The following is a 12669-nucleotide window of genomic DNA, read 5'->3' on the forward strand; positions in this document are numbered from 1 at the left end:
CTTCGTTTCGCGCGCTGGAATAGCGCGGAAAACCGCGGGAGTCACGGGAATAATGACTTTAATGACAGTATATCTTACCTAAATAACGGATCATCCCGCGATTATGTTCATCTTAGCGACATATTATTGCTGAATAAATGGCCGTATCGGACCTACTTCATCGTGAGCCAGATGAGGGCGGCGGCGCCCGCCACGATTCGGTACCAGGCAAAGGGGCCAAATCCATGCTTGGAAACGATGCCGACAAACCATTTGATGACCAGAATGGCGACGATGAACGACACCACGAAACCGATGCCGATGTCGAACCAGCTCACGCCGCCAGTGGTGATCTTGTCATGGTTCTTGATCAGTTCCAGCGTCGTCGCGCCCAACATGGTCGGGATCGCGAGGAAGAAGCTGAACTCCGCCGCCGTGCGCCGCTCCACGCCCAATGTCAGGGCGCCCATGATCGTCGCGCCGGATCGGCTGACGCCCGGTATCATCGATATGCACTGGATAAGGCCGATGCCGACCACCCGGACCAGCGGGATTTCGGCAATGCCGACAATCGTCGCGCTCTTGATCAGCCGCTCTATGATCAGGATCGCGATGCCGCCGATGATCAGGGCCACAGCGACGACCTTCGGTTCGCCCAGCAGTATCTCGATCTTGTCGTGCAGCGCCAGTCCGATCAGGGCGGCGGGGATGAACGCGATCACCAGATTGCGCAGGAACCGCCAGGATACCGGATTGCCTTGGAGCAGGCCCACAGCCACCGCCCAGAAGGTCCGCCAGTAAAGCACGACCACCGCCAGGATCGCGCCAAGCTGAATGATGACATTGAACATCGCCCACTGCGCGGAGTCATAGCCCAGCAGTTCGCTCGCCAGAATGAGGTGCCCCGTGGAGGACACCGGCAGGAATTCCGTCAGACCCTCGACAATGCCGAGCAGGACGATGGTCAGATAATGCATGTCCATGCAGGGATGAACTCCTTTGGGCGCGGCCTATTCATACGGTCGGCCGTTTAGGGGAATGCAGGTTCAGGATTTTCAGGCTTTCACCCGGCCCGCGAACCGGCCATGCCGGCGATACAGCACCAACCAGGCGTCCGCCACCGCGGCGATCGGCGTCGGCGCGATGCCGAAGTGCGCAAGGCCGATCGCGCCGGGCGCGACGACATTGTCCTTCTGCAGCATCTTCCATTGATCGCGGGTCAGCGGACCGCCAGGCACCGTCGCAATCACCGTCGCAATCGGCGCGGGGATTGGCAGGAAACTGCGCTCCGGCCGGCCGATGATCTTGGCGATCAGCGCGTTGATGTCGAGCATGCTCAACACCTCCGGCCCGCCCAGTTCATACAGCTTGCCTTGATGCGCCGGCTCAAGCGCGGCGGAGGCAATTGCGTGAGCAACATCAACGACATAGACAGGCTGGAATTTGGTGGCCGCGCCGATAACAGGCACCACCGGCGCCATGCGGACGATCTGCGCAAACCGGTTGGTGAACTGGTCCTCCCGGCCGAAAATGATCGACGGACGGATGATGGTCGCCGCAGGGAATGCGGACCGCACGACACCCTCGCCTTCCCCTTTGCTTTTGCCATAGGCGGAAGGGCTTTCGGGGTCCGCCCCGATGGCGGAAATATGGACCAGCGCTGTCGCTCCGGCCTGCGCCGCCGCCTTCGCCACGTTCGCCGTACCCTCGACATGCACCTTGGCGAAGGCCCCATTCAGGATGCCGACCAGGTTGATCACTGCATCAGCGCCCTCAACGGCGCGGGCGACGCTTGCAGGCTTGGTGATATCGGCCGAGACCAGTTGCACCTGCCCCAGCCCGCCCAGCGTTTTCACGCGCATCGCGCTCGACGGGTTGCGCTCCGCCACGCGGACCCGCACGCCGCGCGCCAGCAGCTCTTGCACCACATAACGGCCGAGAAACCCGCCGCCGCCGAAAATTGTCACCAAACCGTTCGTCATGATGGAGTCCGTGTCCTTGCCAATGAGCGTCTTCGTCTCTCCTGCCTCCCCCTTGCAACAGGCGGCGGCGCGAGACAACCGGGCGCGGGACGGCGGCGGCAAATATTTGGCCGCGCTGCGATTGACAAGGCGACACCCTAGCGGCTAATCGCCCCCGCCTACCCCGTGCCCAGATGGCGGAATTGGTAGACGCACCAGCTTCAGGTGCTGGCGATCGCAAGGTCGTGGAGGTTCGAGTCCTCTTCTGGGCACCATTTGTTCTTCTCAGAAGAACCCAGCAAGTGTATTAAACCCGCAGAAATCCAAGGGAATTGGCCCTTGGATCGTGCCGGATCGTCCCGCCTTTTCTCGGGGGTTCCGCACATTTTTGCGGGCCTTTTACGGGCCTTTGCGAAAACCACATTGGGAAAAGGCCCGCCCATGCCTCTGACCGAAACCCGGCTTCGCGCACTCAAGCCAAAGGACAAACCGTACAAGGTCGCCGACGACCGCGGATTGTACATCGAGGTGTCCCCATCGGGCGGAAAACTCTGGCGATTCCGCTATCGAATCGGCACCGTTGAAAAGAAGCTCTCGATCGGCTCCTATCCCGAAATTAATATCAAGGACGCACGCCAAGCGGCTTATGAGGCGCGGGTTAAAGTCGCGGCGGGCGGTGACCCGGCGATGGAGAAGCGCAAGCAGAAGATCCGTTCGGAATTCCTTTCTGCCCAGACATTCGAGGCGGTGGCCCGCGAGTACATTGATGAGATGATGGTGCAGAACGGTCGGGCGGATGCGACCATCATCAAGGCCAACTTTTTCCTCGACCAGCTGACGGATGCCATCGGCAGCCGTCCGATCGACGAGATTGAGCCGTTCGAGGTGCTGGCTCCCCTCAAGCGCCTCGAAGCGAAGGGCAAGCACGAGACCGCCAAAAAGACCCGATCCTTTGCCAGCCGCGTGTTTCGCTATGGGGTTGCCACGACGCGCTGCAAAGGCGACCCGACGGCGATGCTCCGCGGGGCGCTGATAACGCCCAAGGCAAAGCACTATGCAGCGATCCTTGAGCCCAAGGATCTTGGTGGGCTGCTCCGTGCGATCCAGGACTACACTGGCAATTTCATTACCCGGTACGCCTTGCTTATCGCCCCCCATGTCTTTGTACGCCCTGGCGAGCTGCGGCATGCCGATTGGAAAGAGATCGACCTCGAAGAAGGCGTCTGGCGCATCCCAGAGGGAAAGATGAAGGCGCGCCGCCCTCATGCCGTGCCGTTGTCCAAGCAGGTAGTCGGGTATCTCAAGGAACTTGCCGAGATGGTCGGCACCGAGGGGTATGTGTTTCCGTCAGCTCGCGCCTCCGTCCGTCCGATGAGCGAAAACACCCTGAATGCCGCTTTCCGGCGGATGGGCTTCACGAAGGACGAAGTCACCGCCCATGGTCTTCGGGCTACGGCCTCCACCATGCTGAACGAAAGCGGCCTCTGGAATCCAGACGCGATTGAACGCGGTTTGGCCCACGGTGACAGCAATGCCGTTCGCGGCGTCTATCACCGCGGCAAACACTGGGATGAGCGCGTCCGCATGGCGCAATGGTGGAGCGACTATCTCGATACGATCCGAGAGGGCGGCAAGGTCATCAAGGGCGCGTTTGCGGGAAGAGCCTGACGAGGATTTTAAACACCTGTAGGGTCTAGCTGGAACGGGTACTTCCCTGCCGTTTCATACGATGCTTCCCAACGTCAGCGTTTGTCAGATCCGGACACTGCCGACTGGGTAGCACCGGTGGCGGCACTCGAGGATATGAGCGAGAATGGGAGGTTCATGCCTGTCCGGTTTCAGGTATGATGAGGCAGCAAGCCGTCGCTTACTTAGTCCTACAAAGCCAACAGTTCCCAGCAAAGCAGCGTTACCAAGCGCGGCCCGAACCTGAGGAGCCGCTCGGAGAACGTTGCGTCTGTCACCCATCCGGCCCAGGAGTATGGGGTAAGCGGAAGTTACTCACTCGCTATTACACCCAATGGAATCGCTGCTGTGTCCATCAGATAGAGTTCGGTCGCCCCGAGTAAATCAAGCTGTCGGTTTACCAAAGCCTTTTTGGACAACCCTGGCTGGACGATAAAGACCTTCAGTTCCGGAAGTAGAAGCTTCGCCTGTTTGGCTAGATCGCGCAAGCCGCGAAGATCACCGCGCTCGAAACGCGAAACGTGGTCAATCCCGGCAGCCGCGAGCTTTGCCCGGCGGCTGTCCTCGCGGCGACGAAGATGCTTGAAGAGTTCCGGCACTGCGCTACGCCAGTGCGTGCTACGTTGCGCCTGGCCGCACACCGCATAAAGATCGTCGACCCGAGCCCCCGCGCTGGGGGATCCTGCAAACTTGCAGTGGTAAAGATGGATTACCAGCCTGCCGTCGCGAACCCCAATACAGACAATATCGGCGGCTTCGCCAGCATCATCGTCATCAAAAATGATAGGGAATTCATCCTCTGTGGTAGTGGCGAGAAGGCGATCAAGGACGCGCCGCTGTATTGAGTCCGGTCGCTTCTCCACGCGTTGCGATTCCTTCGAGAGATCGACACCAGCCCAATCCCATTCGACGATCCGATCGCGGTCGAACGGCTTTCGCGCGGCCCCGATCGGAGGCACGAATAACTCAGTTCCTTCAAGGTAGCCGCCATTGTCGAAGCGTATCGCAGGCGGCTCTCTGCGGAACCAGTCCCCAAGCGACCTTGTGGTGCGCCCAATCGTGATGTCGGCCGCAAAAGCGCCCTGTGGTTCGTAGGAGACGCCATCCGGCGCGAATCGAACGATATAGTCGGCGATCTTGTTGGAAGTGACGACCCGAAAGCGGATCGGCGTATCGGTCGTAAAATCCAAAACTTGCAGTTCCACATCAAAGAACAGCACGGATTCTCCATCGATTGTGACCTTGATAGCGTCTTCGGCACGCTTCAGGAATTCCTCCGGCCAATCGATCAGAAGCGGAATGAGGGCGGGACGCTCACTGATTTCAACCGGCAGGATCACGTTGGTGAAGACATCGCGGGTCGAGATCGTATCATCGCGGAGCTTGGCACCGACCGCGTGGCACCATTCAACCCAGGATGAGAGGTCCTCGGCGGTCATCATCGACCACACCCGGCCCTTTTGCGAGCAGCCAATCGTTACTCGCGCGCCGTCCTCGTAACCATGTGCGAAGAGGTTGGACTTTCGCTTGTTAGTCCGCATTGCCTCTGGCAATGCATCAGTGATATCCGGCCCCACATGCAGGCTGAACCTCAGCCGGTCGTTGATAACATCGCTAAGACCAAGATTCGTAAGGACCAGCCGGTTCACGTTATGAAGCGAACGAAACACAAGTTCGCCCTTTAATATGGCTGCATCATCGCCAGCCACGGCCTTGGCCAAATCTTCGTGCATGCTGCTGTTGTTTGAGCTGTTAATGTAGAGGAGCCCCTGTCCTTCGTCCCAATGAACGAGATAAAGGTGCCACTCGGTGTTTCGGATATCCCGGACATCACCCCAAGACACGGCATCATGCTCGCGTGTGATGAATAGCAGCACCTTGTTGCGTTCGTTCACAGTCGGACCGGCATAGATTTCCGTCGAACCCATCGCGGCGATCGCCCGATCGGGCCGCCACCGTCGCGTGCCTGTCCGAAACACGACCGCACTCATCTTTGGGAAGATATTGCGCAGCGAAACGACGTCGGGAGCATCTTGGAACGCGTCGATGAAGTCCGAGCGACGAGCCTGCCTAGTGTTGGCGCCCTCGCTAAGGTCTCGGAGGAGGACGTTCCAATCCGCATCCTCCGCATACAGGTCCTGTAGAGCCTCTCCGACGCCAGGGTCGGCGATATTGGCGATCATCGTGGCTTCACCGAGATCGGAGCGAAAGCGGGTAAACCGCCCCGTGAACTGCAACGTGATCGCGAGGCTCTTGTGCGGATCGTGGATCGCGGCAATCTTCAGCTCTGGGAGGTCGAAACCCTCACCCAGCATGTCCACACATACTACGATGCGTGCTTCCCCGCGGCGGAGGCGGGCTAAACCATCTCGGGCCTCGCCGGCAGGAATTCCATTATGGAGCAGCAGCGGCGCATGCTCGGGCGCGAGTGCCGCGTAATAGGCGTGCACCTGTTCAGCGCGTTTGATGTCCGAACAACGCGCCATTACGAGGTGATTGAAACCAGCAGCGGCATCCGAAGCAAGCTGCGCGATGGCGGCCATGGCAATAGCCTGGTCAGCCTCGACCTGGTCCAGTTCGTCAACCGGCGCGAAGCGGATTTCCTTGAAATAACCTTCGGCCTGAGCCTTCCGAAGCGGATAGTTAAAGACGACCTTTCCATCCACGTGCTTGCCGTCATTGCGAAATGGCGTGGCCGTGAATTGGACTACTGGACGATCAGCGAAGTGTCCACGAAACGCCTCCCATGTTCGGGCCGAGATGTGATGCGCTTCGTCGATGAATAGATGCGAGCAAAGCTCGGCCATGCGGCGCTGGACCGCCTCGGTGCTCTGACCAGCGACCGCCATCGTCGTGACCACCACGTTGCAGCCCATAAAGATGGCGTCTACCTCTTCGGCGGTCTTGGGTTTGTGCTCCAGCAGTGCGACGATCGGTAGGGGCGCGTCCTCCCTCAAGGCTCCCAGCTGCTTGAGAAGTCCCATCGAGACGAACTTGTCACCGATCTGATCGCGCAGCGCCCCTGTGGGCACGATCACTAGCAGCCGCGACAGTCTCTCCCGCGCCAATAACGCAAGCATCGTTTCCGTCTTTCCGGTGCCGGTCGGCATGACCACAGTCGCGGGCAGACTGCTCGTCTTCCAGTGGGAGAGCACGCCGAATAGCGCCCCAATCTGAGGAGGACGGAGCCCGGTCTCGATCACGCGATCGCCGTCGCGCCTTTCCTCACGAAACTCGAATGCGCCGCGCCAACCGTTCAGCACCGCGTCGCGCGCCTCGATGGCTTGGATGGGAGATAGTAGCTCAAAGCGTGCGGGCGCAGGCATCAGCCATTCGCCTTCGAGTTCGCTGGATCCGCCGACGAACGCATCCCAGTTACGGCAGCGGAAGACATCGATCGGCTCGTCCGTAACCGTAAGACGGCGGTCCGCTATAAGGATCGGCGCGCCCTCGTCTGGATGGAGGACTGTATAGGAGGAGCGCTTGATGGCCTTGGATCCAACAGCGAATTCTTTATGGATCGCCGCCCGCTTAAGCTGCTTAACCGCGTTCTTATGAACTCGGCCCTCGATCGAATAGCTAGCCGGCAACTTAAATGCGCGATATGTGCCCGCTGGCATTGGGTAGGTCTCCCACAACGGTGACGATCATTAGGGGAAAGGTGTAGCGGAGGGTCGGTGTTTTTGCTATGTTCCAATATCTCCGATAATCGTCAATTTCTAGCTTTCAGGGTCGGAGACGAACCTGCTAATGTTGGCATTTCATGGAACAGTCGATCCAAGCCATTTGGAAGCAAGACGAGATCCCCGTCATTCTGCGGCGCACGGGGAAAGGCGAGCTCTTGCGGGTCCGGTTGCCGTTCGATAGCAATAACCGCCAATGGCTCCAAAACGGGCGCCGCATTACACCAAGCTGGATCGCACCGCGCAAGTTCTGGGAAATCCCGAAAGCCTGGTTCGATGATTTCGTGAATCGCGCGCTGCAGAAATATGGCCGCCTTTATGTGATCCAGCCGTATCGTGAGCAGGAAATCTGCTCACCCTCCTGCCAGAACGCCAAGGGCCATGAGTGCCAATGTTCCTGTATGGGCGTCCATCACGGTGCAGGCAGCGACGGTAGCTGGTTTGAGGTTTCAGACGCCTTCTCGACCCGGTGGGGGGAGCGTGAGCTTGCTTGTCGTCTGATGGTTGCCAAGAGGCGAGTACAGTAGATCTGGTTCGCGCTCGCCAAAAGTTCTCCGCCCCGGGATCGAATCGATATCCGGCTCTTGGCAGGTTAAATTAGAAAAAGACATTTTGGGTGCCTGATCGGAACGTCCGCGCGTGGTCGGCTCCTGCCGATAAGTCCCACAACAAATGTTGACCAGTCAATGGCACGGTCACTTTCAGCACCACGGTTCACGACGCCCAGTCCATGTGCGAGCCAGCCCCTCACGCACAAGCTGGTCCCCAAGTGATTGGCCGCCCCGAACAACGACCCGAAGCTTACGCCCAAATCGGTCTTCGTCGCGGTTTCCGATCGGCCGGACCTCGAAAGTGCCTTCGTTCAACAGGTCGCGAAGCCGGTAAGTCGCCTTCATACCAAGCTGGTACTCAGAATCACACTTGGGTTCGCTGATCTCGGGCGTATCGATATCTGCGATCCTGATCTTCTCGCCCTCGAGCCAGAAGGTATCTCCGTCTACGACGCAGGTGCGGCGTGTAATTCCGCAGAGCTCGAAGCGCGCTGAGGTGCTTCCGGCCATCAGCGAAAGCTTAGGCGCGAGTTCTGACGGGGCGGTCGGGGTCAGACCGGACACGGGCCAATTCAATGCCAACATCCCTCCAGCGAATACGATCAAGAACGCGCCTAGACCCAACATCCACCCCTTGCGCCGACGCTTGTCGTGCTGCTTCTTCAGTTTGTCCCGGAAATCGAAGCGAACGATATTGTCATCCTTCGTGCCTCGATCTTCTTTTCGAGCCATCAAATTCGGCCTTCCCCACTCCAGCAATCCACTCTTCGTATATCCCTAGACGAATACCTTTCATATGCGCGAGCCAATTGCTTGCCATCGTTCGAGCACGCTGCGGACATAGCCGGGCGTCTCACTATTTCTGGGAATGCCGCCAGCACGCGAAACCGCTCCAGGTCCAGCATTGTAGGCAGCGAGGGCGAGATGGATCTGCCCAAACTTGTCCAGCATCTCGCGTAGGTAGCGCGCCCCGCCATCAATACTTGCGACAGGATCATGCCGGTTCGTGATGCCGAGGTACCGAGCCGTGCCTGGCATCAACTGCGCCAGCCCCGCCGCGCCAGCGGGGCTGATCGCCATCGGATTGAACCGCGATTCAGTCCAGATCAACGCCTGCAACAAGCCTGTGGGTAGGCCATATCGAAGCTCTGCCTCCCGCACACTCGCCAAATAAATCACCTCGCGGAAGGAGGGCGCGAACGCCGCCTTGCTCAGACTCAAATTCGTCTCATCGTGTGCCGGAAGGGCCGGCTCGACAGCCTCAGGTTGTACAGGGGTAGGTCGATGTTCGAATATCGCGAAGGATGGCGAGTCTGCTTGGGCTGAAACCTGCACCGCGGAAACGCTCATCAGGAGCATCCCGATCATTCCAAATCTGATCATCGTCCATCTCGTCGCATTGCCTCGAATCAAAACGGAACGTATGGTGAACAATGAGGTGTAGGAAAGTGCTTTTACGCGGGCGATTGGGAGGAGAGCTCGCTCGCAAGGGGGCGGTATTTTGAGCTTGAGGAGCCCCGCATGTCCCACGCGTTATCCAGTCCTACCGGCTCGTCCCTTGCGTCAGTGGCAAAGCAGCTTTGCGAGGAACTGGGAGGGTATTGGTCCGGCTCCAAGGGCATGGCGCGATGTCCCGCCCACGATGATCGTACGCCCTCCCTCGGCGTAACTCTGGGACGCCGCGCCATCCTCTTTCATTGTTTCGCGGGCTGCAGCCAGGATCAGGTCCTTACTGCGCTCGCCGCACGCGGTGTTTCGCCGCGAAGCATGTTTTCAGGGAGGATCGAAGCCGATGCTGGCGTCAGCGTCGGCAAGCCCACCTACCATGCGTTCGCAGAGCGCATCTGGCGCGAAGCAAGACCAATCGACGATACTCCCGCCAAGGCTTATCTTCAGGCCCGCGGGATTCGTGCGGTCTCACGCGCCCTCAGATTTCACCCTCGCACCCCGCTCGGACCGAAGGGGAACACACAGTACTTGCCTGCTCTGATCGCGGCAGTGGCGATGGATCATGGGCTGGTCGGAATTCACCGCACGTTTCTTAACCCGCTGAGGCCCGCGGTTCCCCCTTTCGCCAACCCCAAGCGTGCACTCGGGAGCTTGGCATCAGGCGCAGTTCGCCTCTTCGAACCTGTCGACGGGCGGCTCGGGCTTGCCGAAGGTATCGAGAGCGCGCTTGCTGCCAAGGCCTTGACCCAGGTCCCTTGCTGGGCCTCACTTGGCAACGAGCGTTTTGGCCTCGTGTCGATCCCGGAAAGCGTGCGTGAATTGCACCTGTTCGTCGACCATGATGCAGGCGGCGATCTTGCCGAGGAACGTGCGCGCAGCGCCTATGCTTGTGAAAACCGAACGATCGTCACGCGTCGCCCGCGCGGTCACGGGAAAGACTGGAACGACGCTTTGCAAGCGTGGCTGCGGTCCAAGCCGTGACGTGAAGAGAGAGGGGAGAAGGCCTTTGGCTGATTGAGGCCTGCCCGCGGCAGGACCTCGTCAGGAGGCTCCCATGTCCAATTCTTCCCTTGCTTTTGCATTCGATGAACCATCACCGCCCGCTGTTGCCACGGCGGCCCAGATCTTGGCTTCAGAGCTCGCCGCAGGCCGCGCGCTGTCACGCAGCGACGTTACGCGGATTATGAGCGAGCACTTCGGGGGCAGCGATGCTCTCGGGCGTTGGTCGGTGCGTGACGCCCACGCAGCTCTTGAACTGGCACAGGTTCAATACCTGCAGACGTTCGATCAGATCCAGCTCTCGAGCCCGATTGATGAAGCGGAACAGTTCTTCTGCAGGCTCGATGACCGAATTCCGACCCAGACCAATCGCAGCGACGAGCAGATTGAATGGCAGCAGTTTGCAACGCCGCCGCGCCTGGCCTGGCTCGCTGCCCGGGCTTGCGCGCTGGGTGCCGATGAGCTCGCGCTGGAACCCTCTGCCGGAACGGGGATGCTCGCGGTCTGGGCTGCCAAAGCCGGCACCCGCCTTGCCTTGAACGAAATCTCGCCGCTGCGCCGCGACTGCCTTATTGCGGCGTTTCCGACCGCCCGCGTGACCGGACATGATGCCGAGTTGATCGACGAATTGCTCGATCCGGCCATCAGCCCCAGCGTCGTGCTGATTAACCCGCCCTATTCTCACGGGATCGAGCGGGGCCACGATGGCCGCACCGGGGCGAGGCATCTGCGATCAGCCTGGAACCGCCTTGCTCCCGGCGGACGGCTTGTCGCGATCATGCCTGAATGGTTCGACTGTGTGAAGTTCTTGGCAGGGCTGAAGGGACCGATCTCGCTGAGGCTCAATGCCGCGGTTGAACGCGCGTTCGTCAGGCAGGGCACCGGCATTACCACGCGGCTGTTGGTCTTCGACAAGGTGGAAGGCTCCAATGAGCCTGTCGCCATCCGCACAAACGACTTTCGCCAGCTGTTCGATATTGTCGATGCCTTGCCCGATCGCGCCATCTTGGATGCCGTTCCCGAGCAATCGAGCCTTCCGGCTCGTGCGCCGTTTCGCCTGGTGACGGTGCCGCGCAGGCCGCTGCCGACACCAGCCAGGATCGCGCCCCCAGCCTCCGCCATCGCGTCGCTCACCTACCAGTCGCTCGAAACCCCTGCGCGGCTTGCCCCTCAGGTTGGCCACTATCTGCCCTATCGCCCGAGCAGGATTGTGATCAATGGCGCGGCCGAGCATCCGACACCGCTCGTCGAATCTGTTGCCATGGGGTCGATCGCCGCACCGATGCCCGAAGCGGTGCCGCAGCTGCCCAACGGTCTGGTTGCCAAAGGGCTGCTGTCGGCTGCGCAGGCAGAGACCCTGATCTACACCGCCAGCGCTCACGCCCGCGATCTTCCCGGCCGGTTCGAACCCGAGGACAAAGGCTGTTCGCTCAAAGCCTCGGCGGAAGGACAGGTGTACCGGCAGGGCTATTTCCTCGGGGACGGGACAGGCGCCGGCAAAGGTCGCCAGGTCGCGAGCGTCATTCTCGATCGCTGGGTGCGCGGCGAGCGCCGCCATATCTGGATTTCGAAGAATGAGGCGCTGCTCGAAGATGCCCGGCGCGACTGGGCCGCCCTTGGCGGTCTCCCGATCGACATCCAGCCGCTTGCGTCCTGGAAACTCGGCACCCCCATCGCCATGCGCGAGGGCATTCTCTTCGTCACCTACCCGACCCTGCGTTCGGGTCGAAACGATGCGACCCGCCTCGACCAGATCCTCGCCTGGGCGGGTGATGACTTCGAGGGCGTGATCGTGTTCGACGAGGCGCACGCCATGGCCAATGCTGCTGGCGGCGAAGGATCGCGAGGCAAGGTCAAGGGATCGGAGCAGGGTATCGCTGGCGTGCGCCTGCAGAACCTCCTGCCCCGCGCACGGGTGCTCTATGCTTCGGCCACCGGAGCGTCCGACGTCAACAATTTGGCCTATGCGACGCGCCTTGGGCTGTGGGGGCCGGAGACCGCCTTCGCTAATCGCGAGGCTTTCGTTGCCGACATTCGCGATGGCGGCATCGCCGCGATGGAACTGGTCGCGCGAGATCTCAAGTCGCTCGGACTATACACCGCCCGGGCCCTTTCATTCGCCGGTGTCGAATATGAGATCCTTGAGCATTGCCTGACCGAGGATCAGATCGCGGTTTATGATGCCTATGCCGAAGCCTGGGCCGTATTATGGCGAGCTGCGCATAAGATCGCTTATCGCGAGGAAGCGGTAATGCGGAGGAGCGCGGCGTAACCGGCGAATTCCCATGATAGTGTGCGCAGTTGCTGCGCATTATATTGGTTGCGAACCTCGGCGGTCCCTGGACCAGCTGAGGAGGCAAT

General features: G+C 60.2%; 9 protein-coding genes and 1 tRNA gene. 5 read left to right on the plus strand and 5 right to left on the minus strand.

The genetic code is table 11. The annotated features are described in order from the left end of the window. Positions 1-152: 152 nt before the first annotated feature. Both KFK14_RS18940 and KFK14_RS18945 read right to left on the minus strand, forming a co-directional pair. On the minus strand, positions 153-962 hold the full coding sequence (locus KFK14_RS18940) for an undecaprenyl-diphosphate phosphatase (RefSeq protein ID WP_212608764.1): 810 nt from the start codon (positions 960-962) through the stop codon (positions 153-155). Positions 963-1034: 72 nt separating this feature from the next. Then, the gene (locus KFK14_RS18945; protein ID WP_212608765.1) at positions 1035-1961 is read right to left on the minus strand and encodes a complex I NDUFA9 subunit family protein; all 927 of its coding nucleotides are present in this window, start codon (positions 1959-1961) and stop codon (positions 1035-1037) included. A 167-nt stretch (positions 1962-2128) separates the two neighbouring features. Between KFK14_RS18945 and KFK14_RS18950 the strand changes: the two genes are divergently transcribed. Together KFK14_RS18950 and KFK14_RS18955 are read left to right on the plus strand one after the other, a co-directional pair. Continuing rightward, positions 2129-2215 (plus strand) — tRNA-Leu (locus tag KFK14_RS18950). 166 nt (positions 2216-2381) lie between these two features. Continuing rightward, entirely contained in the window at positions 2382-3608 is a 1227-nt protein-coding gene (locus KFK14_RS18955) for a tyrosine-type recombinase/integrase (RefSeq protein WP_212608766.1), read from the plus strand. Between the two features lie 329 nt (positions 3609-3937). Here KFK14_RS18955 and KFK14_RS18960 read toward each other — a convergent pair whose 3' ends face one another. Beyond that, on the minus strand, positions 3938-7246 hold the full coding sequence (locus KFK14_RS18960) for a DEAD/DEAH box helicase (RefSeq protein WP_212608767.1): 3309 nt from the start codon (positions 7244-7246) through the stop codon (positions 3938-3940). Positions 7247-7389: 143 nt separating this feature from the next. On the opposite strand from KFK14_RS18960, the gene KFK14_RS18965 reads away from it, so the two are divergent. After that, a complete protein-coding gene (locus tag KFK14_RS18965; protein ID WP_212608768.1) occupies positions 7390-7836 on the plus strand; it encodes a hypothetical protein in 447 nt (148 codons plus the stop codon). Positions 7837-8010: 174 nt separating this feature from the next. Here the strand turns inward: KFK14_RS18965 and KFK14_RS24095 are convergent, their stop codons facing one another. Together KFK14_RS24095 and KFK14_RS18975 are read right to left on the minus strand one after the other, a co-directional pair. Then, positions 8011-8592, minus strand: coding sequence for a thermonuclease family protein (locus KFK14_RS24095; protein WP_225008918.1), 582 nt, complete (start codon positions 8590-8592; stop codon positions 8011-8013). 60 nt (positions 8593-8652) lie between these two features. Beyond that, a complete protein-coding gene (locus KFK14_RS18975) occupies positions 8653-9243 on the minus strand; it encodes a lytic transglycosylase domain-containing protein (protein ID WP_212608769.1) in 591 nt (196 codons plus the stop codon). Positions 9244-9381: 138 nt separating this feature from the next. Between KFK14_RS18975 and KFK14_RS18980 the strand changes: the two genes are divergently transcribed. Together KFK14_RS18980 and KFK14_RS18985 are read left to right on the plus strand one after the other, a co-directional pair. Continuing rightward, a complete protein-coding gene (locus tag KFK14_RS18980; RefSeq protein WP_212608770.1) occupies positions 9382-10290 on the plus strand; it encodes a DUF7146 domain-containing protein in 909 nt (302 codons plus the stop codon). A 73-nt stretch (positions 10291-10363) separates the two neighbouring features. After that, positions 10364-12580 (plus strand): strawberry notch-like NTP hydrolase domain-containing protein, encoded by a 2217-nt coding sequence (locus KFK14_RS18985; protein WP_212608771.1) that lies wholly within the window; start codon positions 10364-10366, stop codon positions 12578-12580. Positions 12581-12669: the final 89 nt, after the last annotated feature.

This window comes from Sphingobium phenoxybenzoativorans, assembly GCF_018286635.1.
Classification (GTDB): domain Bacteria; phylum Pseudomonadota; class Alphaproteobacteria; order Sphingomonadales; family Sphingomonadaceae; genus Sphingobium; species Sphingobium phenoxybenzoativorans.